Source organism: Pseudarthrobacter sp. RHLT1-30-1 (assembly GCF_059383415.1).
On the sequence record NZ_JBWZCG010000044.1, the window covers coordinates 1 to 22632 of the forward strand.

Here is a 22632-nt window from a genome sequence, read left to right on the forward strand (position 1 = left end):
GGCACATGACCTTCCACCAGGCCTGCGGCCTGGCGTGGTCTTCCGGGCTCTCCGGGCCGATCACCGGCTGGACACGGTGCTTCAGCAACCATCGGACCAGACCATTTCCGGTGTCGGTCTCCGGCCGTGGCCGTCGTACCTCGGCGGGGATGGTTTGATGGCCGGTACCACTCATCTGCGTCTCCTCATAGCTCGGCGGGCGCAGCGTATTCAACTGGCCGACACCTCGGCAATTCAACCTATTCCAAGGGCGAGCCGGAAATGCCTGATCCTGCGGCTTCTTAACACTTTCCCTACGCCGACGGATCACACGGACCGGTTCCCCGACTTCGTGGCGCGATAAGGATCAAATGGTTCGTTGCTGGTTGTGCGGGGGCGGCCAACACTCGCGGACTTTGCCTTACGACCACCCAGGAAGCCATCAACGCGGCAGACTCGTATGTTGTATTCCAGCAACATGTTTGGGCGGGAGACCATTGTTTGCAAGGGCTGGAACCCGGTTCGAGTCCCACCTCGGGCACGTGTTTTCCCTGTTCAGGGGCTTTTTGGTGTTTCTTCGTGTGGACAGTGTCCACACTCTCCAGCCTCTGATCTGATGTTCCGGGTGTGTGGGGTCCCGGATAGACCTATTCCGTTGTATGGGGGAGCGGCCGGCTACGGCGGCCCGCGGACTGCCCTGTGGGGCCTCTTTTGGGTGTTCGTCCTCCTCGTTCGTCCTTCCTTTGGGTTTTCGCGTTCACCACTTCATGGTGCCTGGGGCCGCGTACAACATGACTGGCTGATTATTCTTTTGATCGACCGAGGGTTGGGGCCGGTCCGGAATTTCCGCTCTGATACCTGTTCATGCAGGAATGCGAAGGGAGCGGCATGACATGACAACCGGTCCGGAGCTGATCATGAGCTCGCTGAGCCTGGCGAGTGAGTAGGCGGGCCGGCCTCGAGGGCGAGGTGCAGGAACCGGTGGGCTTTGCTGCCACGGTCTTCCCACCTGTTGATCCGCCGACGCACCCATCAATTTCCCGTCACCGCCGCATCCGGCTTCTGTGTATCCGGCATCGCTGTCCTCGCTGTTTGGCGGTGGGAGCTGGCCACGTTGTCCGCAATCCGGTCCCGACCATCTCGGCCTCCCCGCCAACGCGCGCTGAGCGATCAGCGCAGCGACGACCCAGACCGGATCCTTACCGATCGCCGGTGCGATCGGTCGTTCGAGGATACGAGGGCGTAGCAGATGAGGATTCCGGTCGTCGTGTGGAATGTACCGTTTAGCCCCAGAAACCGCCCCCCGTCACCGGGCATTTTGCGGGCGGGTCTTACGGGAATCGACCGACCGCGGAAACGCGGAGATCGTGATCTGGAATTTTTGGGTGGCGCTTTCGCCGGTGGGGTACCGGCTTACGGGTCTGACGGGCTATATACGGGGTGCCCCTTACGGGACGGTTCGGCCGGTCGGGCCTTGACCCGCGGCGATACAAGGAGTGTGATCTCTTCGGGAGGCTTCGTCCGGCAACCTTCTGGAGTCGTCGTTCGTTCAACAGCACACTGATGCTTGTCGCAGTGCAGGCGAGAGGATGTCAACTGTGCGGGTTCTGCTTGTGGAAGACGAGGTCCTGCTGGCTGAGACGATCCGGCAGGGGCTGACGGCCGCCGGCTTCGTCGTGGACGTTTCCCATGACGGTGTTGATGGTCTGTGGGCCGCCACGGAGAATCTCTATGACGTCGTCGTACTGGATGTGATGCTTCCGGGCATGCATGGATACGCGGTTCTGAAGCAGCTGCGGGAGCGGCTGAACTGGGTGCCGGTGATCATGCTGACGGCCAAGGACGGTGAATACGACCAAACCGACGCGTTCGATTTGGGGGCGGATGACTACCTGACCAAGCCATTCAGCTTCCTGGTGCTGGTCGCGCGGCTGCGGGCACTCATTCGCAGAGGGGCTCCGGAACGGCCGGTGACTTTGGCAGTGGGTTCGCTGAGGCTGGACCCGACAACGCGGCAGGTGACGCGGAACGGGCAGGAAATCTCCCTGACGGCCCGGGAGTTCGGTCTGCTGGTTTATCTGATGCGCAAGCCGGACGAGGTTTTGTCGAAGGCTCAGATCCTCGACAACGTCTGGGACCCGGAGTTCCGGGGCGGGGACAATGTCGTTGAGGTGTATATCGGGTACTTGCGGAGGAAAATTGATGAGCCATTCGGTTGTAACTCGCTCAGGACTGTACGGGGCATGGGGTACAGACTCAGCGCCGATTAGAGCCCGATGGGCAGATCGGCATGGGGCGCGGCGGCCGGCCGGACCATTGGCGGGAAACTGACCTCGAAGCGACACCAGCCCTGTGTCGTCTCGGTTGCAATAACGCGACCATCGTGGGCCTCCACGATGCCACGGGCGATCGCCAGACCGAGGCCGCTTCCGCCCCGGTGGCGTGACCGGCTATCATCAAGGCGGACGAATCGCCCGAAGATCCTTTCCCTGTCGGCCACCGGTACGGGAGTTCCATCGTCATCGATGGTCACAACCACTGTCTGAACCATGACCGACAGCTTCACGGCGATGGTCCCTGCGGCATGGCGGTCGGCGTTGTCGAGCACATTCCGAAAGGCCTGACTCAGCCGGGCCGGATCTCCCGCAATCCTGGCCGGAACCAGGTCAGCGACGATGCGGTGCTTGCTTGTGGCGTTCACCCTGCGCAATTCAGTGGCCAGAACATCGTCGAGGTCGACATCCTCACGGCGGACGGCCAGTCCTTTGTCGTCGGCCTTGGACAAGGTTAGGAGGTCTTCCACGAGGTCCTGCAACCGTTGCGTCTCTTCGGCAAGGATCGGCTGCATGCCCCGCCATGTCTTTCCGGAGGCGTCAGCGATGGAAATGTCCAAGCCTGTGCGGATTGTCGTGAGCGGGCTCCGCAGTTCGTGGCTGGCATTGGAGACGAACTGGCGTTGCCTTTGATCGGCTGTTTCGATCCGGTCCAGCATGGAGTTCATTGTAGCGGCCAAGGCCTGCAGCTCGTCGCCCGTCCGGGGGACGTCGACCCGCTCGCTTAACCTTCCAGCGTCTATGTGGCTGACTTGTGTACGGATCGTGTCCACTTGGCGCAGTGAACGCCCGACGAGGAAATGCACGGACAGGCCCACCACGGCCAGCAGTAACGGCATGGCAATCAGTAAGAATCCGGTGACAATCCGGACCGTTTCTGATTGGGGCTGAATGGTCCGGCCAGCCAGAACCCAGTACTTGCTGCCTTCGTCTTCGACGCCCAACACCACAAGGTAGCGCTCGTCGGCGTCCCCTAGGAGTCCTGGCGCCGATACGTTTTCGGTCGCGATCTGCTCCGCAGCCGGTCTGAGAGAACTCAGCGGAGCCTCCAATAGCCTGGGCTCGGACGCCGCGATAACAGTTCCCCTCTTATTGAGGATTTGCACCAAGGGGTCTTTATTTACGGTGCCGGCGACCGCCCGGTTGGCTTCTTCGGCATGGTCCTCCTGAATCAGGACCGCTACGTCCTGGACCTTGGACCGTAGCAGGCTGTCAGTACTGGAGACGAGCGCCGACTCCAGTGTCTGGAGCAGCAGTAGCCCTCCGGTCAGCATGGCGACGGCGACGACGGCCATGGCCGCGACAGTGGACTGCCAGCGGAGTCCACGCCGCACGCCACGCCTTCGCCGTGGTTGCTTCAGTCCCCTCCCCGGAAGCGCAGCGGCCGGCGACGGATTCGGTTGAACCATAGTCCAAGGATTCAGCCTTAACCGTCCCGATGCAATGAGAGCCTATGCCGGTCTCAGGTTCCTCTCAGGAGCCCGGCCGCATTATGGAAGGGAACTGGATGTGGAATGACCAAACGCGACACGAGAGAGCGCCGGACGATGAAATGTTCAGGCAATTGGGCAGACCGAATGTTGATGAATGTGGTGTACGGCGGGTTACCCCCGCCTCTGTCGTCAACTAGTTTCCTGATCGCTTGTTCTCCGTCCGGGCGCTTCGGACGAATTGGGTGAATGCAGGGTTGTTTCCATTGGAATTCACATTTTTTGCGTATCAAGCTGCGAATAGAAGGAACCAGGGCGTGTAGGTCCTCGTGGGATTGGGAGAAATCATGAGCACAAAGTGGGGTTTTGCCGCGATCGTGGCTAGTTTTGCGTAATGACGGCGCTGGCCTCGAAAAGACTGGAAATTACGGCGGAATAACCAGCGCTAAAGTGCTCTTTTCAGCCCGCAAAATGGCTCACTTTCGACCATCGCTGACAATACACGAAGTACCTGCAAGAGAGGAACTATGGAAATGAATACTTCGAATCAGTGTCCCGTTGCTGGCTGCGGTGAGACAGGCGTGAAGTTATCGCCTCATCACGACCCGTTTGGACCAATTACCTTTGACCGGCTAGCGGCTAGACCGATGGAACTTGCCTGTCCGCTTCATAGTGAAATTTTGTGGGAGCGATATAGGAAGGAAGTAAGTGCAGCCATGATGAGTGCCTCCCGACGTGGAACTGCTGCTGCGCCTACTGATTCCGTGGCAAGGGTTTCCTGGCGTCTGAACTCCCACAATGACCCCACATCAAAAGCAATCGCGTCCCTACTGGCACTGGGAGAGAGCGATGAATACTCGTCACCACTGGAGCGGTGAAACTGAGACAGACGCCCGGCGGAGAAGTGTGGGGAAAACCGAAATCCAAGGGTCTCGTTGCAAACGAGGGCGCAGTTTTTCAGGTTCCGCTGACGTACAGGGGTTCGCCTCTTCCAAGCGGTGACCCGTGCCTTGTCGGCCTGATGGAGCACTCTTTTCTCGGAACGAGATGGATCTACGACGCTGCCGTTGATCCCGTCTATGCATCCGCCTTGGCGGCCAGCATCTTGACCGGCCAGCCCCAGGCCGACCAGTACTTCGAGGTCGATGGGACGATGGAATTAATTCCCGAGTCCGTCCATCCGCAGAGCACCGGAACCCCCAACGCCAGAGTTCCCGTCATCGGCTCCGCAGTTCCCGACACCACAGGCGAATTTACAGCCATCCATGCAGAAAACCTGGAGATGTCAGTCCGTCGGGCACTCAACCTCGTCGGAAGTCCCCCAGGGCTGAGGACCCTTACAGCCACTTGGGACCAACAGACTACGCCAGTGCAACTTGCATCGTTGATCCGGACCTGAACGGCCATTGATTGCGCCGCCCGAAGTTCTACTATCAACTAACGGGGAGTACTTGTGATGGAGAACATGCACTGGCTGGATGAGCGCGAGACCGGGGTCTGGCGCGGATTCCTTGAAGCGATGCGGCAACTGGTGGCCTCCATGGACCGTCAGTTGGTGCGGGAGTCGCAGCTTTCCGGGGCCGAATATTCGGTGCTGGTTCGACTCTCCGAGCAGGCGGACGGCGTAGTTCGTGCCCGCGATCTGGGCAAGTCCCTAGGATGGGACCGCGGCCGCCTGTCCCACCTGCTCAAGCGGATGGAAGCGAGGGGCCTGCTGGCGCGCAAGAACTGTCCCTCCGATGCCCGCGGCCTGGACGTGGAGATTACCCTGGACGGCCGGAAAGCCATAGAGCACGCGGCGCCGGGTCATCTTGAGTTCGTCCGCACCCACTTCTTCGACCGGCTCACCCGCGACGAACAGGATGCCCTGGCTTCGGTGAGCCGGAAGATCATGGCCACGCTTCAGCCCGAATTCGACTAGGGCGTGTCTCCCAAATACGCTGACGTCCTGCTGGAAGACTTTGGGTGTGTCTGGTTTTCAACACTTTACCGATGATCAGTGCGCGGCGTTGGGCAGTTGTTGCCCAGTTCCGACGGCAATCGCGGGCACCCGTTCCGGAACGACCGCCAGGTCGTGGAGGGCATCGCTTACCGGTACCGGTGCGGAATCGCCTGGCGGGACCTGCCGGAGTCGTTCGGTCCGTGGCAGACCGTGTGGAAGCGGCACCGCCGCTTCGCAGCAGACGGAATTTGGGCTCGGATCCACATCGTGCTGCTGACCCAGGCCGATGCCGCCGGGGAGATTGACTGGAAGTTGTCGGTTGATTCAACGTTCAACCGCGCCCACCAACACGGAACCAACCTTCCCCGCAACACAGGGGGATCTCCCGAATTACAAGAAACTCTGGACCGAGCCTGAGGACCACGCAGTAAGGCGTTCCAGGGGCGGACTAAGCACGAAAATCCACCACGCCTGCGATGGGAAAGGCCGGCCCTGCTCCTCCAGGACCAACCGGTCGCTGTTGCGGGCCCGGAAGATCAGGCTGCGAAGGGCTACCGACTCCACACATAACCACCGCGAGCAACGGGAGCAAGGGAATGATATGCGTCGGTGGCCGCATCCAGGCGAGCCGGGTCATGGCAACAGATGCATACTGCTGTGGATCGCCGAGCCATTGCGATGCCTGACCGTTTGAAAGCACTTCGGAGCAGCTTGACGATAAACTCGCCCAAGGTCCGCTTCGTATGACGCCCAAGCCAGGAACCCCACCCACGGAGAAAGAATTGACGATGCCCGAAACTCGTGAAGCCGATGTCCCCACAGTGACTCTCAACAATGGCGTGAAGATTCCCCAGCTCGGCTTCGGTGTATTTCAGGTTCCGTCGGAAGAGACTCAGCGCATTGTGGAGGATGCTCTGGAGGCCGGCTATAGGCACATTGACACCGCTGCCGCGTACCGGAATGAGGCCGGCGTCGGGGCCGCCATCGCCGCGTCCGGAATCCCGCGCGAGGACATTTTCATCACCACCAAACTTCGCAACGGCGAGCAGGGCACGGCCCACGGCGCTTTCCAGAACAGCCGCACGGCCCTCGGTCTCGACTACGTGGACCTATATCTGATCCACTGGCCTGTACCGTCCCACGGTCTGTTCACGGAGGCCTGGAAGGCTCTGGAAAAGCTCTACGCCGGCAGCGAGATCCGCGCCATCGGAGTGTCGAACTTCCTCGCCAACCACCTGGAGGCGCTTCTCCAAGCCTCGGATGTCGTCCCGGCGGTCAACCAAATCGAAATTCACCCGACTTTTCAGCAGCGGGATCTGGCGGCCAAGAGCCGGTCGCTGGGCATCGCCGTGGAGGCCTACAGTCCCCTGGGGCGGGGCGGCGACCTCGGAGCAGACACAGTGCAATCATTGGCAGCCCGACACAGTGGCACTCCCGCCCAGATCGTGCTGGCCTGGCATCTCGCCCAAGGCACGATCGTCATCCCCAAGTCTTCCGATAGCGCGCGCATGCGCGAAAACCTGAACGCTGCGGCGCACACACTCACCCTGGCTGAAATAGCGGAAATATCAGCGCTGGAGTCCGGGGCCCGCGCCGGCGCTGATCCCGCCGTTGCCGCACACAGCCAGCTCTAGCTCGTTCAGCCGCGCAGCGCTGGAGCCGGTCCCATTCGGACTCGGCCGGAACCGTCTCCAGCCTTCACGGCCGGTTTCAGGGCCCGGTAACAATTGGGCAAAAAAAGAGGGTGCGCACAATGTGCATACCTTGGGCGTCGGATTGGGTCGTACCGGTTCCGGACTGGCCCGGATTGCGGAGGTTTTCGGGGGAGTGGCGGATATTCAACGGCTGGAATGCAGTTCGCGTCCCACCTCGGGCACGTGTTTTCCCAGTTCAGGGGCTTTAGGCCTCTGAGTGTGCACAAATACTCACTTTTGGGCCCCTTCGGGGGCCTTTTTTGTGGCCGTTGCTGTGGCCGGTGGCTCCTTCTCTTGATTTCCGGCAGCGGTGGCGCTGCTTAGTTGTTCATGGCCGGGAATGCCTGGAACGGCATGACCTGCTGCGGCTCTGGGGATCACACCTTCTTCTTCTTGGTCATCGTGTCGCCGGCCGGACGGGCGCGTGCGTCCGTGTTGGGTGGAACTTTCTTGGGCGTCCGCTGAGGCCGTCACCAGCATGCCCTGGCGTTCGAGCGCGTTGTTTGCAACCAATGCTGGCCGAGGCCGCAGGTATCGCCCGGCTGGCCTAGTTCAACGGGAATAGGTCGCTATGTGAACGCTCCCGGGCCCCTGCGGCCGAAAATTGTTGTCTTGACGGCTATCGGCGTTCGCACTTATGTAGTGTTCGCCCAGGCTCCACGCGCTCCTGCAAGGAGGGTGGAGACTCCGGGCATCTGGCCGGGCCGGTGAGCCGATTCTCGAGCCGCTAGCGGGTGTTGAGTCCCGAAAACGTGTGACTTTGGAAGACCAGGGGGTCTGCCGTGGTGCCTGGGCTGAGTCCGAGGACCCTGGCCAGGACGAAGTCGTGGTCGCCGACTGGCGTGACGTTCTCGATCTGGCATTCAATGGAGGCCACCGAACCCGCCACAAGGGGTGCAATGTATTCGCCGCGGCTCCAGTAATGGTCGGAAAAGCGGTCCTCTTCCTTCTCGCCAAGCTTTCGGCAGAAATCGGCCTGTCCGGAGGCCAGTGTGCTGATGTCGAGGAGTGTGGATCTATTGATTTGCGGCCAACTGGTGGACTCGCGGCCGACGAAGAAGCCGATGAGGCAAGGTTCAAGTGAGACGAACACGAATGATCCGACGATCATGGCGGCGCGTTCGCCGGTGAGTTCGGGCTGGCCGGCGACGACGGTGACGCTGGTGGGTACCATGGAAATCACGTCCCGGGCGTGGGCGGGATCGATGGTGCTGATTTGTTCGGTGGCGATGGTCATGGTGCCTCCTTTGGCTACCGGTGCTGCCGTGTGTAATAGAGCTGTTCGGGGTCGATCCACACTTCGTATCCGTCGAGTTTGTCGATGAGCACGCGGGACTCGACTCCTTCCGGGGAAAGCCAGAGCATTCTTGAGTCCGCGGTTGCAGCGTCGACCCGTGCGGTCCTGACGTAGGTGCCGTGGTGGCGGATTTCTACGGTTGCTGCCGGGAGGCGGAACCAGTCATCGACCCGGAAGCAGTGCGCCGTTTGGGGTTTCAGGGTCCTGTGTTCGATGAGGAGGGACCCGGCAGCGGGGTGCGCTGTGGTTTGACTCATGGCGGTTCCTCGGTCGTGGGGGCGGGATACGGTCTGCGGGTCATGTGCCACCGGCGGCGTGTACCTGGCCGGTGGCACATGAGTCATGTTGGGTGGCCTGTTAGAGCCGCTCTTTGCCGTTTAGGCGACTGGTTGTGTTTCTGTAAGCGGGACGGGTGTCTGTTCCTTCTTGCCGGCGTTGGTAAGAAGGCCTGCTGTGTATTCCGAGAGCCAGCCTATGCCGGCGCCGGCGATCAGGGCCAGACAGGTTCCGGCCGCATCGAAGGTGGTGCCGAAGTACGCGGCGCATCCGGCGAAAGCTCCAGGGATGAAGCCCAGAACGTTCCAGCGCGCCTGCACGCACATCGCGAAGGCCGCGATGGCGACGGAGATGCCGAGCGCGCCCGGGATGGAAAGGTTCGCAGCTCCCCAGACGATGGCTGCGCCCCACAGCACGCCGGAGAGGTTTGCAGGGATGGTCTTGAGCAGCCCGGCGCGTTTGCCGCCGGCGGCGAAGAAACATGCCCAGGAGAGGAACCCGACCCAGGTGATGAGGCCGAACGGAGTGCTGAACTGGGTCCAGAGTCCGGCGAGGGTGCCGGCGGTGATTCCGATGGTGACGAGGGGCTTCATTGGTGTTCCTTAAGGTCAAAATGGCGTCGTTGTCTTTTTGAAAGGAAAGCTGGGGGCCGTACAGGTACTGCCTCGGGCAAAGAGTCGCCGAATGGGTGGCCCGGAGGTTCCGGAGATGAGTTTGAGTACGACCCCGGCCGGAGGCCGGGGTCGTAGCGTCGCTTGCTAGAGGTGGGTCAATGCGAGGTCGGCTGTTTCCGGGGTTGCCGGGCTGTGTTCGGCCGGTTCGCGGTGGAATTCGCCGTTCTTCATCACGGCGGTGATCTTGTTGATGTCCTGCAGGATGGTGATGTCCTCCAGTGGGTTGCCGTCGACCAGAATCAGGTCGGCATAGAAACCGGGCAGAACCTTCCCGAGCTCGTTCGGCTTCTGGAACAGTTCCCCACCGAGTGCGGTGGCAGCGATGATGGTCTCCATCTCGGTGTAACCGAAGAGCTTGACGAAGTGATCCAGGTCCCGTGCGTATGTGCCGTGAGGGGTCCAGGCGAAGCCGTAATCCCCGCCGGGCAGGACGCGGATCCCCCTGTGGCGCATTTCCTGCATGCCTTTGATCGCGACTTCGAGTTCGTGGACATAGCCGGCCTTCTCAGCGTCCTCGTGGGAGTAGCCAAAGGCTTCGGCGTCGTTAATAGTGGCGACGAGCCAGTTGATGGCCGGGGCTACGAAGACGCGGTCTTTGGCGGCTTCGAGCATGTCCATGCCCTCGTCGTCGATGTAGGAGGCGTGGTAGATCATGTCCACTCCGGTCTTAATCGAGATGATTACGGAGTCGCGGCTGCGGGCATGGGTGCAGACGCGGACGTGGCGGCGGTGGGCCTCGTCCACGGCGACCTGGAGTTCTTCCTCGGTGATGTAGGTGTCGGTTGCGGCCTGAGTGCCGGTGATTTCCTCGCCGGAGATGCTGAGCTTGATCTGGTCAACGCCCAGGCCGATAGTTTCGCGCACGACCTTGCGCATCTCCTCGACGCCGTCCGCGACCTGGGTGATGCCGGGAACGAGCTCGCCGGCGGTGGTGGCGATTTCCTGGCCGTTGGCCAGGTAGCGGGGGCCGGGGATTTCGCCGGCGTTGATGGCGTTCCGGACGACGACGTCGAGGCGCTTCTTGGCGCTGGCGGCGCCGAAGCACATGGTGTAGCCGTAGTCGATGTAGGTCTTGGCCGACCGCACGGTGTGGAGCAGGTGCTCTTCGACGGGCATGGTGCCCAGGCCGTCCAGGGAGCCGTTGTTCCAGGTGAAGTGGGTGTGCGCGTCGCAAAGGCCCGACATCAGAGTCTGGGCGCGGCCGTCGATGACCTTGACTCCTTCGCGGGGCAGGTTCCCGGAGCCGGCGCGGACGTCGGTGATGCGCTCATCGACGATCAGCACTTCGCCGAGGAAGGGCTGGGCGCCGGTGCTGTCGAGGATGTTGACGTTGGTGAAGAGGGTTTTCGACATGACTTCGTTGTCCTTATCTTGAGGTGGAGGTGCGTGGAGCGGTTGTTAGGGGGCTTTGCGGATCTGCATGGTGATGCTCTGCTGACGGTTTGACTGGCAGCCGGGGCTGGCGTTGCTGCACGCACAGGTCTTCTTAGTCGCCGGCGAGAGGGTCGTGCTGGTGAGGAAGTCGAGGACGGCGGCGGTGACGAAGTCCGGCGCCTCGGGTACTGTCCAGTGGCCGGTCCCCGGTGCGACCAGGAGTTCGGCGCTGCCCAGCTCTGCTGCCATGGCCTCGTTAGAGGCCGGGGTGCTGACTTTGTCCTCGCTGCCGGTGAGGAGCAGGACCTTGGACCGGATCGTGGTCAGGTCCGGGTTGGTCGCGGCGGCAAGAGCCTCGCAGGCCCGGGCGTACGCTTCCGGGTCCTGGCCGAGGAGCAGCTCGCGGACGAAAGGCCGGACCAGGGGGTTCCCGATCGCTGCGTGGTCGGCGGTGGCGGCGTTGGCGACGATGTCGGCTACGGCGGCCATGCCATGCTCCCTGACGAGGACGGCGCGGGCCCGGGTGCCGTCCTTGGCGGCCTGGGCCTGTTCCCGGACCGGGCCGAGCAGGACGACTTCCTGGACCAGGTCCGGGCGCGTAGATGCCAGCTGCTGGACGATGAGGGTCCCCATCGAGTGCCCGACGAGGTGCGCCCGTCCGGAGGCTGTCTGGGATTCGATGACCAGGGCCAGTTCGGCTGCCAGGGATTCCAGAGACAGTTCCCCGGCGAGGGGTGAGCGTCCGTGTCCGCTGAAATCGTAGCGGGTGACCCGGAACCGTTCGGCCAGCGAGGCGACGAGGGGTTCGAAGAAGCTCGTGGTGCCCCCCAGGCCGTGGACCAGCACGACGTCGGGCCCGGCGCCGGTGGTTTCGACGAAGAGCTGCTTCGTGCCGACGGCTGTCAGGCCGGGGGCGATGGTTGCGGTGCTCATCGTCCTTCTCCGATCCGGTTCGTCAGGGTGCCGAGTTTGCTGATGCTGATTTCGACGACGTCTCCGGTGGTCAGGAACCGCGGCGGGGTGAAGCCGATGCCCACTCCGACGGGAGTGCCGGTGGCGATGATGTCGCCGGGCTGGAGGGTGATGCCGGCGCTGATGGTTTCTATGATGGTGGGGATGTCGAAGATCAGGTCGGCCGTGGTTGCCTTCTGCCGGGTTTCGCCGTTGACGGTGCAGAGCAGGTCCAGCGGGCCGTCGCCGACCTCGTCGCGGGTGACGGCCCAGGGGCCCATCGGTGCGTGGGTGTCCAGGCTCTTGCCGAGGAACCACTGCTTGTGGTCTTTCTGCAGGTCGCGGGCGGTGACGTCGTTGATGATCGTGTAGCCCCAGACGTGCTCCAGTGCATCGGCCTGGCTGATGCCGCGGCCGCCCGTGCCGATGATGACCCCGAGCTCGGCTTCGTAGTCCAGTTCTGACGTGACGCCGGGGTGGGGGTCGATGTCGGTGCCGGTGCCAATCACGGTGGAGGGTGCCTTGGTGAACACGACCGGGTATTCCGGCTGCGCGGTGGCGCTGGCCGTGGCGTCGTACCCGGAGTTCGCGAATTCCTTGGCGTGCTCGACGTAGTTGCGTCCCACGCAGAAGATGTTGCGGCGGGGGAGCGGGATCGGGGCGAGCAGTTCAACGTCAGCGACGTCGATGGCCGGCCCGCTGGCGGCGGCGATCTGCGGAGCGGCTTCGTCCCAGTTGTCGATGAGTGAAAGCAGATCCTGCGAACCGGGAACCGCGGTCACGGTCGAGGCGTCCTCGCTGAGGACGCCGGTGCGCTGGGTGCCCTGGTGGCGGAAAGTCACGAGTTTCAAAAGATCTCCTTTAATCGAGTATCGAGTATCGATAATTGATATAGAAGACTATATAGTCGGGTGATGGGCACCACAAGAGGAGTTCCGGAATCTATGCTCAGCAGCCCGTGGTCCTGAAGACCGGCCGAGGCGGCTCGCTATTCCTGGGGGAGGATGGAGTACTCGTGCTGATGCTCGACGACGAGCTGGGTGCAGAGCTCCGGTGTACCGTTCTCGAACGCTTCCAGGATCGGGAGGTGGTCCTCGGCCGCAGCCGCCAGATCCACGTGGCCGCGGACCACGGTGGCCATGGTCCGTGCTTCGACGTAGAGGGAGTCCCAGATTTCCAGCATGAGCCGGTTTCCGGTGGCGGCAACGACGGCGCGGTGAAATGCCGTGCTGTATTTGGCGATGCCATGGGCATCGTTCGCTGCAGCTGCTTCGCGCATGCCCGCCAGGGCCTCGCGCAGCGGCGAGGGGTCGGCGTGCAGCGCGGGAAAGGCTGCGGCGGCGGCGGTTCCCTCCAGCGCGAGGCGGACGAAATAGACCTCGGCAAGGTCGTCCTGGGACGCAGACCGGACAAAGCTTCCGCGGCGAGGGATGTTTTCGACCAGCCGGGTGGAAGACAGTTCCCGCAGGGCTTCGCGGACAGGTGCCTGGCTGACGCCGAACTCCTTGGCGAGCTGGAGCTCCACCAAGCGTGTACCGGGAGGGTAAGTGCCATCAACGACCCGGTCCACGATGGTGCGTTTGACCTTTTCCGAGAGGCTCTCGTTCTCAAATGCTGCTGATACCACCATGCCTCAAGTCTTCCACACGGGATTATGGATACTCGATAAAAAGGCGCTGCGGGCCAAGAAGCGGGAAGAAGAACAGACGGCGGTCGCCTCGCAGGTGCCCGAACACAACGAGAGACCGGCCCGCCGCATAGGCTGACCGGTCTCTTCCAGGAGCTTTAGAGCGGCTGGATGTTCTCCGCCTGGGGCCCCTTGGGACCCTGGGTGACGTCGAACTGGACCTTCTGGTTCTCGTCCAGGGACTTGTAACCGCTGGAGGCGATTGCCGAATAATGTGCGAACACGTCAGCGCTTCCGTCGTCGGGGGCGATGAATCCGAAGCCCTTTTCGGCGTTAAACCACTTGACAGTACCTGTAGCCATGCTGATGTCCTTCACGGGTCGCCGGTCGGTTCCGCTTCTCGGGTTGCCGTCCCGGCCACTCACACGGCTGAGCTTATGCGGGCGGTCCGGCCACTGGCAAGAAATTCCGTTAGCGGCGGACAGAAAGCATCTTTGAGCTTGTGCTGAGCGCGTGCTCACCGTACGTCCGTTACAGCGGAGCCCTGGACGTTCCGTCGTAGCCGCCGGCAGGGGGTTTTAGTCCGTAGATTCCGCCGATGGTCGGCGCGACGTCGGCGGTCCGGGCGGCTTCGGAGGACACCGATCCTTGGACCACGAGCGGGCTGCCGCCGGAGATGAAGAACGGAATCGGCTCCGAGGCGGGGTGCCCGTGGTTGCCTGGGATCGGGTTGGACACCACGTAGGGGTCGGCGAAGCGCCAGCCCGCACGGCAGTAGGCAACCAGGTCTCCGGCCTCGCCGCCCAGCCGGAGGTCCACCGGCCTGTTGACCGACAGCACCCCCTCATGCGCGCTGACCAGCTGCTCGACGGCGGCCAGTCCGGCCGCACGGTCCCGTTCGGGTCCGGTCCAATAGATCAGGTCCGCACCGCCGTTCTGGGCAACCGTGACGTTGGACTGCAGCCCCGGACGGGACTGGAGGATGAGGTTGATCGAGATGACGTTGTTTGGGATGGACCAGTCCATGGAATGGTCCGCGAGCACCATCAACACGCTGGAGTCCCATTTGCCGGCGTTCTTGAGGTGGTCGATAAAGCGGCCCACCTGCATGTCCGAGTCCGCCAGGGCAGCTTCACGCGCTGCCCGCAGCGTGGTGCCGGACAGGTCCGAGTGGCCCACGCGGTCGATGTCGCCCAGGTTGGTGAACACAAAGTCCGGGTCCGGCCCACTCACCATCGCCAGGAGTGCGTCCATGGTGGCGGCGTCTGGCGCGTGCCCGGTGATCGGCAGCAGCGGCTGGGGTTCCCAGCGGTAGCTGGCGCGGGCACCGAAGATGCCGTAGAGGTACTTCTTGCTCAGCACCGAGCCGGTGGTGAGGCCGCGCTCCTGCAGCCGCTCCAGAAGGGTGGGAAAGCGCAGGTCCGTGGACCGGTCGAGGTCGCGGATCACCCCTTCGGCCCGGTCGAAAATGGCGTTCGCCGGGACGCCCGAACGGTCCGGGCGCACCCCCGTCATCATCATGACGTGGTTGGGAATGGTCTCCATCACCGGCAGGGAGCGCGCCGCGGGGAAATTGGTGCCTGCATCGCGCAGCGCAGCCAGCCTCGGCGTCAGGGCAGGCGTGATCTCATCTGGCCGGCAGCCGTCCACCACCAGCACGTAGCTTCGGGTCCGTCCCGCGGCCGGGGTGGCCCAGGCGGCGCCCGGTGCCGCTGAAAGGACGACGGCGGCCCCGCCGGCGGCGGCGAGCTGCAGGAACTGCCGGCGGCCCGGCGTGGAAAGTCTGTTGCAGGCGGGCGTGTCCTGCTGCGGTGAACGGCTCACTGGAGTCCTCCCTGGGCCGGCGTGACTTTGCCGGTGTTGGTTTCAACGTTGAATGAGGTGGACAGTGCGGCTCCCGAGCTGGCGGCGGTTCGTTCGGCGAGGACGTACCAGTCCATCCGGACCCCGGCGGCTGTGATGTCCAGGACGGAATAGCCGTGCGAGTCGAAGTCCAGGTATTTCACGTGCGGGTTGGCTGCCTTGATGGCGTTCTCGACGGCGACGGATCCGGTCCGGGGAGGAACGTTCAGGATGTCATCGAGGTTGTCGCTGGTGACGGAGGTGCAGACGAGTTCCGCGGCCACGGAATCGCCGGTGGCCGGGTAGCTGGCCGGATCGGCGGGGATGTCGCAGGCCCAGCCGGAGTGGATGTCGCCGGTGAGGAATACCGTGTCTTTCACGGCGTTGTCCCTCAGGTGGCGGACCACGCGGTTGCGGTCCGCTTCGTAGCCGTCCCACTGGTCCACGTTGTACGGCACCCCGCCGATACTTGTCCCGCCCATCAGTTTTTGCACTCCGCCGAGCTCGGCGGTGCTCAGGGTCGAGGGAACGCGGACGGGGGCAATCATGACGGGGTTGCCCACGAGCTTCCACTGCGGGCCGGTGGACTTGAGGTTGCCCAGCAGCCAGTCCATCTGCGCGGCTCCCGTGATGGTGCGGGCGGGGCTACTGACCGCGGGATCCGCGCCGTTTGCTGCCTGCTGGTCGCGGTAGGAGCGCAGGTCCAGCATCGACAGGCTGGCCAGGGAGCCGAAGTCCAGGCGGCGGTAAAGCTGGCCGCCCGGTTCGTAGCGGACGGGCATCCACTCTGCATAGGCCTGGTGCGCGGCGGCAAAGCGCTCACTCCAGTCGCCTTCGACGCCCGGGGTGTGGTTTTCGGCGCCGCCCTTCCAGGCGTCGTTGGCCGATTCGTGGTCGTCCCAGGTCACGATGAACGGGGCCGCAGCGTGCAGCGCCTGGAGGTCGGGATCCGTTTTGTACTGGGCATGGCGGCGGCGGTAGTGCTCCAACCGGGTCATCTCGAAGGCAGGGTCGTGCGGACGGACCACGACGTCGCGGGCCTGGTAGTCACCGGGGGCGTATTCGTAGAGGTAGTCACCCAGGTGCAGGACGGCGTCGAGATCGCCCCGTGCGGCCAGATGGCGGTAGGAGGAAAAGTAGCCTGCCTGCCAGTTTGCGCAGGACACGACGCCGAACTTCAGCCGGTCCACCGTGGCCCCGGCGGCCGGTGCGGTCCGGGTGCGGCCTATGGGCGAGGTCGCCTCCCCAAGAGTGAACCGGTACCAGTAAGTGGTGGCGGGCAGCAGCCGGGCTGCAACGGCTTTGACGGTGTAGTCGCGGGCCGGCCCGGTGGGGGCGGTACCGCGGGCCGCCACTTTTGTGAACGCTGCATCGGCGGATATTTCCCAGCGGACGGATACGTCCGGGCCGGCTCCGCTGCCGGGTTGCGAATCCGGGGTGGGCGTGACTCGGGTCCACAGCAGCACGCTGCCCGGCATGGGATCTCCTGAGGCGATCCCGTGGCCAAAGAGGCCGGTCTGGGAGGCTGAAAACGCGCCCGCAGGGGTGCTAGTGGCCATGGTTCCGGCCACGGCGGCGACCCCTGCTGAACGCAGTACTTGACGACGAGTAAAGGTAGTCATGCCTTCCAGTATCCGGATGATTCCGCGATCGACCGGCGGTTTTCCCCGGAGTTAACCGCGCCTTCGCCCAGTGTTCTTCGTGGCGCCGTTCGCATTCCGTTCCTCGGAGCGCTAGGCCGTCGTTCGACCCGATTCGTGCAGCGCAAGGCGTTCCGGGCCTGGAACCCCGTCGCCCGCTGACCGGGAGCCGCTTCCGGGCGACGGCAGCAGGTGCCTCAGACCCCGGGCCTTTAACCGTCCCTAAAGACTATGGAGGCGGGGCCAACGATCAGGCTGTCCGGTGCGGTGACCAGTTCGCAGTCTAAGTCGGCGTAGTCAAACATGTGGTGGCGGATGGCCTCGAGCCGGGCGCGTTTCTTGTCGTTGGACTGCGACAGTCCAGGGCCGATTCAGCGGGCCATTCGATCAGCTGTGGGCATCAGGTCACGGCATCCGGAGCGTTGGGCTTCGCCGGGCCGGGAAGGACTCCTCCTTCAAAGTGAAAACTGAGCAGCTCGGCCCGGAACTTGACCTCGTCGAGGAACGCGGTCAGCTCAACGGCAGTACCGGGCAAAGTGTTCCCGGCCACGCCCCTGAGCGGGCCGCTGGCCGTATCCGTAACCCGCAGAAGGGTCATCCCGGTGTAATCCGTGAGCGTGAACGTGCGCACGACCTTGAGCGGTCCGGCCGGCAGACCGCCCGACAAACTCATGCGTCTACCGGGAACCAGGGAGACCCGAAAATGGAAGGTCCGCTTACCGCCGGCCCGCGTCCGAACCCCTACCCGTTCGCCATGGCTCAACGTGCCCTTGATTTCGACAATCCCGGAATCCCAGACCGGGTAGTTCCCCCCGTCTGTGATGATGCCCCACACCGTGCCGGCTCCAGCAAGAATCGAGGTCTCCGCCTCGTGCGATTTCATGTACGAAGGCTATCGACCAAATACGTTTGCGACGTTTGCCCGCAAAGAATGTGACTCCGGGAGTGGACGTGCGCTAACACCAGGATTTCGAGGTAGGCAGAGTCAAGTAGTCGGAGCAACGCCGGGGGTTAGGCTGCCTGCAGCAGCTGGTTCAGCCGAGCAGCTCCGCACGGCCTTTGATGGCGTCCACGAAGTCGGCGAGACTCTGTTCCGTGGCGCTGAAGGGTGACCGGATGATGCCGCCGAGCGGGCCGTTGACTTGGTCTCTGACGAGCAGCAGGGTCATGCTGGCTTGAGGTGTGAGCACAAAGGTGCGCACGATGGACCCGGCGAAGGATTCCTTTAGCGGATACTTCGATTCTCATTTCCTCTGGGTCCATTCCGCTAAAAAGTTCTCTGGTCGGCGGCGTCGCATTCGGTCATGGCCTCAAGGATGTGGGCAATACGACGCCAGGATCCGTATTGGTGGCGGTCATCCTCAAGGTACCGTGGAGCCAATTATGACCGCCCTACGGGGCCATCCAAACCTCCCACAGTCACTTCTGGCTGGGTCGAGTTCCTTGGCAATTGCTTGGCCTGCAGAAGCGCTTAACTGCAGCCCCGACGACGAACCAAGCTGCCACCGCTGCCCTGCGAGGAACCATCGGCGGGCCCGTTCTAGGAAACTAAGAAAAGGACCCACGAGTGGACTAGAACCGAACCCTAGGTAAAGGTTCGAACAACTGATTGCCGCGTGGGATCCGGCGGTGATCGGTGCGGACCGATCACCGCACACCACGCTTACTGGGGACTTCCGGGCTGCTTGATGACTCCCTTGGCGACCGTCAAGTCTTCAGTGTTGGTGTAGCGAGGTTCGAGCAGCTTGAAATAATGACAGGAACCAGATTGACCTGTAAGGATGAGGCTGGTTGCGGCTCTCTGGCCGGGAGTTCAAATAGCTGGCACTTCGCCAGCTGGGGGAGATTCACACATGTTTGAAGTCGAAGTGACCAAAGACGGCCGCGAACACCGTGTCATCGATAGGGCCACCGGCGTCTACTTGAAGTGGCTAGTCGCGGGCGGCCCATACTTCACTGAAGTGTTCAAACTCGTGTATTTCGAAGGAAGTATCCCCTTTACCACGGTGCGTGACCAAGGCGTGGACCCTCAAACAGGCCTGCCATTCTTCGTCTTCAAATTCCTAACTTTTGGGAGCGCCCCGAAAGCGCACAGAAATACTAAAGACCTGGTTAACCTCACCTTCGATGATGAAACCGAAAAGCGGCACTGGATGAAGACTGCAGCCGAGGCCCTATTAGTGTTCGGGTCCGGCTATAAAGGACTGAAACTTCCACATCTTAGCTACACCCGCGTTGACCTTGATGGGAGAATCTACACTCTTAAAGATTTCGGTTACACGCTCAACTCGAAATAGGGTTAACACCGTTCGTGGACAGGCTGCCCTCAACGGCGCCATCATCGAACAGACTCCTAGCGCCTCGCCCCCACCATCGCCAAAAAAACCGGAGGCCAGTCTGGTGCCCTTGGACTACTGATACGAATTGTCAGCGAGGGGGATCCCTGGCTAGGTACTGATTCCGGGCCTCGGTTGGCTTCTGGAGGTAGCGGGCCAACACTAGCTTCTCGATCAAACGCCCTGAGGGACTGAAAGGTGCAGGGGGCGTGGTGGTCTTGGATCAGGCCCGTCTCAGTGGTCCTGAATCAGGTTGACATAGTCAGCTCCCAGGAAATCGCCAGCCGAGCTCGCGCTCAGGAACGATGGGCTTCGTCGCTACCTTAAGATCCATGCCATCAACGTGACACAGCCTGCGAAGCCCGTAGTCGTAATTCCCTTAGAACAGCGGCCAGGGCACCGCCGACATCTCACCGCTCGGAGCCGGAAACCGCCCTGCCAAGCGCAACCGGGCGCAGCGCGCGGCGAGCGATGCGATTTCGTCGGCGCTGAGCAAGTCCGCCAGGCTTCGGCCCAGCCCACCGTGCAGTCCTTCGCTGACACGATCAATGCCCTCTAGTTCCTCGGCGGTTAGAGCGTCTCCAAGCCACCCCCACAGCACCGTGCGCAGCTTGTGGTCACGGTGAAAGGTGAGCCCATGGTCCACGCCGTGCCGGTGTCCGTCCGTCATGGCAAGAATGTGGTCGCCTTTGCGGTCGGCGTTGTTGACGACCAAGTCGAACACCGCCATGCGTCTGAGCGCTGGCGAGTCTTCGTGAACGAGGGCGACCATCCGACCGTTCTCATCTCGTCCCTCGAGAGCGTGTTTCCAGCCCGTCTCCGGCACGTGGTCCGTCGCGACCAGGCTCACGGCGCTTTGGGCGGGGTCTTGCTCCTGCCAGAGCTGCACCATTCCTTCGCCCATCGGACCATCGCGCAGCCAAGTGTGCGGCACGACGTCCCAGCCGAAGACCTGAGAGACCATGTAGGCGGCCACCTCCCGGTGAGCCAGGGTGCCGTGGGGAAAATCCCACAGCGGACTTTCGCCTGCTATCGGCTTATAGACGACCACAACGTCGCCGATGCCGCCCAGAAATGTAGCGTTTGAAGCCGTCGTAATGCGGCCGGTGAGCGTCAGCTCGGCGGTAACTAGGTCCGGCGCTGGCATCAGACCTCGGGAAGTGTGCAGATGTGCCCGTCGGCGTCTATGGGGTAACCGCAGAGCGAGCACATTGGACGCCCGGCGCCCACGATCTCATGTGTGCGCTTGGTGAATGCGCGGGCGGTGCCGACCGGCATTCGCACCAGCAGCATTTCGGCCTCGTTAGCGCCCTCCTCATCAAGCGATTCGTCGTTGTCTTCAGCATCGACATCGGTGATGGGGTAGGCCTCTATTACGACCTGGGCCGTGGTTGGGTCCCAACCTAAGCTCATGGCGCCGGTTCGAAACTGCTCCTGAACGGCCTCGAGCTTGTCATTGTCGACAAGTTCAATTGGAGTACTCGTGGGAACGCTGAAGGGGTTTCCCTCGACGGCGATGAGCTGGTCGAGAATTTCGTCGATCTTCTCCGCGAGCAGAGCCGACTGCTGCTTCTCGAGTGCAATACTCACGAGCTGCGTCCCTGCGCGCACCTGCAGGTAGAACGTACGCGCCCCCGGAAGGCCAATGGTGCCAACGACGACCCGATCAGGCCAGGAAAACTCATGAACATGTGTAGGCATGTCAGTATTTTAGGCACATGAGGTTCATGGCGCCTTTTGCCCTGCACCGCCGCCCACCGGCGCATCGCCAGAGTGGATGCCGTTCGACAGCCACGACAGATCACCCGCGTCGGTGTTGGTCGCGTAGACGCTCGGCCGACTTGCGCCGTAGCTCACGATCGATATGGAGGCGGGGCCCACGTTAATACGCTGGAACAGGTCAAGATGCATGCCGAGCGCGTCGGCGAGGATTGACTTGATGATGTCACCGTGGCTCACCGCCACCCACACGGCCCCTGGCCCGTACTCGGCTTCGAAGGCTGCATCGTGGCGTCGAATCGCTGCCACCGACCGAGCCTGCATCGCGGCCATGGATTCACCGCCGGGAAAGACGACGGCGGACGGTTGCGACTGCACAACCGGCCACAAATCCTCGGTCGCGAGATCACTGAGCGTGCGGCCCTGCCACTGGCCGTAATCGCACTCGGTGAGATCGAGATCGACCGGCGCGTACGGCGTGCCAGCCTGGCGATCGAGGATGAGCTGGGCGGTCTGCTGACAACGCTCAAGAGGGCTCGACACCACCCCGACTACGGGCACGGCCGCGAGCCGGTCTCCGGTAAGAGCCGCCTGGTCGCACCCGATCTGGTCCAGGCTGACGCCGACGGCCCGGCCGGCCAGCAGTCCAGTGGCATTGGCTGTGGTGCGGCCGTGCCGCACGAGAATAACTGTCGCCATCCACCCAGCCTAACCACCCGATCGATGGCGGTGTGAATCGTACCGGGTCTCGCGTCGAGCAGGCAGATAAAGCACTGGCGGAACCCTTCGAGCACGCCGAAGCGCTCAAGCCGCCCAGACGGACTCGGCACGCATTGACCAGCTCATGGCCGAGGCAGCAAAACCGGAAGAACCGGCACCTTAGGCGGGACACCCTGGGTGCAGCGAATCTGGCCCGCTCAGCGATCCCGAACGAACGCTACAGGTTTGTTCTGTCTGCGGGCGGGGCAGCTAAAGTAGCTTTTGCTGACGTGGTTGGGGGAACCGAAATGAGTACGCCTATGGTGCCGGCTCACCAACTGGCCGGTTAAACAAACTGGCCGTTGCGGCCATCATTTTCGCCGTCATCGCTGCATCAGGATTCTGGGCATTCGGCGTCGCGGTTCTCGCTGTTTTTAGAGTGGGGCCGGACACATTGCCCTCAATCAGATCCCTCTGAGAAGCGAACGACCTCGACCCTATTTCCTGGGACTACGGCGAGGACTGTCCCGAAAAAGGTGCCTTTACGGGCAAGTACTGGTCATGCAGTCGACTTAGGGCCTTTGGTGGGGAGAATTAGGGGTGTGGACAGTGTCGACACTTTGGGGCTCGGACCGCGCCACACCGGTGCCAGACTGTGCCGAATTCCGTATGTTTCGGCGGGAGTCCAGCGTTTGCAAGGCACGGAACCGGTTACGTCCCGTGGAGTGGTGTAGATCTCAGCAGTTGCGCGTTGCTCCGGTGACGTAGTGAGCCATCGTGCGATGGTCAGTGAGAACCGATCAAAGAACTCACAAAGGA

The 22632-nt window shown here is 62.6% G+C and carries 22 protein-coding genes and 1 pseudogene; 6 read left to right on the plus strand and 17 right to left on the minus strand.

Features of this window, described 5'->3' with window-relative positions; translation table 11 throughout:
- The coding region (locus AC50YM_RS19715) for a hypothetical protein (RefSeq protein WP_494958630.1) at positions 1-214 on the minus strand (214 nt) is incomplete at its 3' end.
- A 1363-nt stretch (positions 215-1577) separates the two neighbouring features.
- On the opposite strand from AC50YM_RS19715, the gene AC50YM_RS19720 reads away from it, so the two are divergent.
- On the plus strand, positions 1578-2249 hold the full coding sequence (locus AC50YM_RS19720) for a response regulator transcription factor (protein WP_307465964.1): 672 nt from the start codon (positions 1578-1580) through the stop codon (positions 2247-2249).
- Here the strand turns inward: AC50YM_RS19720 and AC50YM_RS19725 are convergent.
- The gene (locus AC50YM_RS19725) at positions 2246-3607 is read right to left on the minus strand and encodes a sensor histidine kinase (protein ID WP_494958631.1); all 1362 of its coding nucleotides are present in this window, start codon (positions 3605-3607) and stop codon (positions 2246-2248) included. The genes AC50YM_RS19720 and AC50YM_RS19725 overlap by 4 nt on opposite strands.
- Positions 3608-4616: 1009 nt before the next feature.
- Between AC50YM_RS19725 and AC50YM_RS19730 the strand changes: the two genes are divergently transcribed.
- The 4 genes and pseudogenes from AC50YM_RS19730 (at position 4617) to AC50YM_RS19745 (ending at position 7318) form a co-directional block, all read left to right on the plus strand.
- Positions 4617-5141 carry a maltokinase N-terminal cap-like domain-containing protein gene (locus AC50YM_RS19730; protein WP_494958632.1) on the plus strand — a complete coding sequence of 175 codons (525 nt, stop codon included), beginning with the start codon at positions 4617-4619 and terminating at the stop codon, positions 5139-5141.
- Between the two features lie 57 nt (positions 5142-5198).
- On the plus strand, positions 5199-5663 hold the full coding sequence (locus tag AC50YM_RS19735; RefSeq protein ID WP_494958633.1) for a MarR family winged helix-turn-helix transcriptional regulator: 465 nt from the start codon (positions 5199-5201) through the stop codon (positions 5661-5663).
- A 96-nt stretch (positions 5664-5759) separates the two neighbouring features.
- Positions 5760-6177 (plus strand): annotated as a pseudogene (locus tag AC50YM_RS19740) (IS5 family transposase); the annotation flags it as partial.
- 295 nt (positions 6178-6472) lie between these two features.
- Positions 6473-7318, plus strand: coding sequence for an aldo/keto reductase (locus AC50YM_RS19745; RefSeq protein ID WP_494958648.1), 846 nt, complete (start codon positions 6473-6475; stop codon positions 7316-7318).
- Positions 7319-8105: 787 nt separating this feature from the next.
- On the opposite strand, the gene AC50YM_RS19750 is transcribed toward AC50YM_RS19745, so the two are convergent.
- The 12 genes from AC50YM_RS19750 to AC50YM_RS19805 form a co-directional block, all read right to left on the minus strand.
- Entirely contained in the window at positions 8106-8615 is a 510-nt protein-coding gene (locus AC50YM_RS19750) for a flavin reductase family protein (RefSeq protein ID WP_494958634.1), read from the minus strand.
- A gap of 14 nt (positions 8616-8629) precedes the next feature.
- Positions 8630-8932 (minus strand): hypothetical protein, encoded by a 303-nt coding sequence (locus AC50YM_RS19755; protein ID WP_494958635.1) that lies wholly within the window; start codon positions 8930-8932, stop codon positions 8630-8632.
- 120 nt (positions 8933-9052) lie between these two features.
- Positions 9053-9544, minus strand: a complete 492-nt coding sequence (locus AC50YM_RS19760; RefSeq protein ID WP_494958636.1) for a DUF1097 domain-containing protein — start codon at positions 9542-9544, stop codon at positions 9053-9055.
- A 165-nt stretch (positions 9545-9709) separates the two neighbouring features.
- The gene (locus AC50YM_RS19765) at positions 9710-10978 is read right to left on the minus strand and encodes a metal-dependent hydrolase family protein (RefSeq protein WP_494958637.1); all 1269 of its coding nucleotides are present in this window, start codon (positions 10976-10978) and stop codon (positions 9710-9712) included.
- Between the two features lie 45 nt (positions 10979-11023).
- Positions 11024-11932, minus strand: coding sequence for an alpha/beta fold hydrolase (locus AC50YM_RS19770; RefSeq protein WP_494958638.1), 909 nt, complete (start codon positions 11930-11932; stop codon positions 11024-11026).
- Positions 11929-12792 (minus strand): fumarylacetoacetate hydrolase family protein, encoded by an 864-nt coding sequence (locus AC50YM_RS19775; RefSeq protein WP_494958649.1) that lies wholly within the window; start codon positions 12790-12792, stop codon positions 11929-11931. Before AC50YM_RS19775 ends, AC50YM_RS19770 begins: the two co-directional genes overlap by 4 nt.
- Before the next feature lie 146 nt (positions 12793-12938).
- Positions 12939-13580: a GntR family transcriptional regulator gene (locus tag AC50YM_RS19780; protein ID WP_494958639.1), complete on the minus strand. Its 642-nt coding sequence runs from the start codon at positions 13578-13580 to the stop codon at positions 12939-12941.
- A gap of 155 nt (positions 13581-13735) precedes the next feature.
- Complete coding sequence (locus AC50YM_RS19785; protein WP_120949954.1) at positions 13736-13939, minus strand: cold-shock protein; 204 nt, start codon at positions 13937-13939, stop codon at positions 13736-13738.
- Positions 13940-14108: 169 nt separating this feature from the next.
- A complete protein-coding gene (locus AC50YM_RS19790) occupies positions 14109-15401 on the minus strand; it encodes an alkaline phosphatase family protein (RefSeq protein ID WP_494958640.1) in 1293 nt (430 codons plus the stop codon).
- Positions 15398-17041: an alkaline phosphatase D family protein gene (locus tag AC50YM_RS19795; RefSeq protein ID WP_494958641.1), complete on the minus strand. Its 1644-nt coding sequence runs from the start codon at positions 17039-17041 to the stop codon at positions 15398-15400. The genes AC50YM_RS19790 and AC50YM_RS19795 overlap by 4 nt, the downstream gene beginning before the upstream one ends.
- Before the next feature lie 418 nt (positions 17042-17459).
- The gene (locus AC50YM_RS19800; RefSeq protein ID WP_494958642.1) at positions 17460-17942 is read right to left on the minus strand and encodes an SRPBCC family protein; all 483 of its coding nucleotides are present in this window, start codon (positions 17940-17942) and stop codon (positions 17460-17462) included.
- Between the two features lie 151 nt (positions 17943-18093).
- Positions 18094-18249, minus strand: a complete 156-nt coding sequence (locus AC50YM_RS19805) for a hypothetical protein (RefSeq protein WP_494958643.1) — start codon at positions 18247-18249, stop codon at positions 18094-18096.
- Positions 18250-18912: 663 nt separating this feature from the next.
- Between AC50YM_RS19805 and AC50YM_RS19810 the strand changes: the two genes are divergently transcribed.
- Complete coding sequence (locus AC50YM_RS19810) at positions 18913-19356, plus strand: hypothetical protein (RefSeq protein ID WP_494958644.1); 444 nt, start codon at positions 18913-18915, stop codon at positions 19354-19356.
- Positions 19357-19774: 418 nt separating this feature from the next.
- Here the strand turns inward: AC50YM_RS19810 and AC50YM_RS19815 are convergent, their stop codons facing one another.
- Genes AC50YM_RS19815 through AC50YM_RS19825 form a run of 3 tightly spaced genes read right to left on the minus strand, consistent with a single transcriptional unit; the run spans position 19775 to position 21813 of the window.
- Complete coding sequence (locus AC50YM_RS19815) at positions 19775-20542, minus strand: SCO1664 family protein (RefSeq protein ID WP_494958645.1); 768 nt, start codon at positions 20540-20542, stop codon at positions 19775-19777.
- Complete coding sequence (locus AC50YM_RS19820; RefSeq protein ID WP_494958646.1) at positions 20542-21096, minus strand: DUF3090 domain-containing protein; 555 nt, start codon at positions 21094-21096, stop codon at positions 20542-20544. Before AC50YM_RS19820 ends, AC50YM_RS19815 begins: the two co-directional genes overlap by 1 nt.
- Positions 21097-21120: 24 nt before the next feature.
- The gene (locus AC50YM_RS19825) at positions 21121-21813 is read right to left on the minus strand and encodes an MSMEG_4193 family putative phosphomutase (protein ID WP_494958647.1); all 693 of its coding nucleotides are present in this window, start codon (positions 21811-21813) and stop codon (positions 21121-21123) included.
- Between the last annotated feature and the right edge of the window lie 819 nt (positions 21814-22632).

Coding starts and splice junctions, on each gene's coding strand:
- AC50YM_RS19725 (WP_494958631.1), bottom strand. CDS start 3,607: ATGGCCGTCGTCGCCGTCGCCATGCTGACCGGAGGGCTACTGCTGCTC.
- AC50YM_RS19785 (WP_120949954.1), bottom strand. CDS start 13,939: ATGGCTACAGGTACTGTCAAGTGGTTTAACGCCGAAAAGGGCTTCGGA.
- AC50YM_RS19795 (WP_494958641.1), bottom strand. CDS start 17,041: ATGACTACCTTTACTCGTCGTCAAGTACTGCGTTCAGCAGGGGTCGCC.
- AC50YM_RS19755 (WP_494958635.1), bottom strand. CDS start 8,932: ATGAGTCAAACCACAGCGCACCCCGCTGCCGGGTCCCTCCTCATCGAA.
- AC50YM_RS19780 (WP_494958639.1), bottom strand. CDS start 13,580: ATGGTGGTATCAGCAGCATTTGAGAACGAGAGCCTCTCGGAAAAGGTC.
- AC50YM_RS19815 (WP_494958645.1), bottom strand. CDS start 20,542: ATGCCAGCGCCGGACCTAGTTACCGCCGAGCTGACGCTCACCGGCCGC.
- AC50YM_RS19745 (WP_494958648.1), top strand. CDS start 6,473: ATGCCCGAAACTCGTGAAGCCGATGTCCCCACAGTGACTCTCAACAAT.
- AC50YM_RS19750 (WP_494958634.1), bottom strand. CDS start 8,615: ATGACCATCGCCACCGAACAAATCAGCACCATCGATCCCGCCCACGCC.
- AC50YM_RS19735 (WP_494958633.1), top strand. CDS start 5,199: ATGGAGAACATGCACTGGCTGGATGAGCGCGAGACCGGGGTCTGGCGC.
- AC50YM_RS19770 (WP_494958638.1), bottom strand. CDS start 11,932: ATGAGCACCGCAACCATCGCCCCCGGCCTGACAGCCGTCGGCACGAAG.
- AC50YM_RS19765 (WP_494958637.1), bottom strand. CDS start 10,978: ATGTCGAAAACCCTCTTCACCAACGTCAACATCCTCGACAGCACCGGC.
- AC50YM_RS19820 (WP_494958646.1), bottom strand. CDS start 21,096: ATGCCTACACATGTTCATGAGTTTTCCTGGCCTGATCGGGTCGTCGTT.
- AC50YM_RS19800 (WP_494958642.1), bottom strand. CDS start 17,942: ATGAAATCGCACGAGGCGGAGACCTCGATTCTTGCTGGAGCCGGCACG.
- AC50YM_RS19825 (WP_494958647.1), bottom strand. CDS start 21,813: ATGGCGACAGTTATTCTCGTGCGGCACGGCCGCACCACAGCCAATGCC.
- AC50YM_RS19760 (WP_494958636.1), bottom strand. CDS start 9,544: ATGAAGCCCCTCGTCACCATCGGAATCACCGCCGGCACCCTCGCCGGA.
- AC50YM_RS19810 (WP_494958644.1), top strand. CDS start 18,913: ATGTTTGAAGTCGAAGTGACCAAAGACGGCCGCGAACACCGTGTCATC.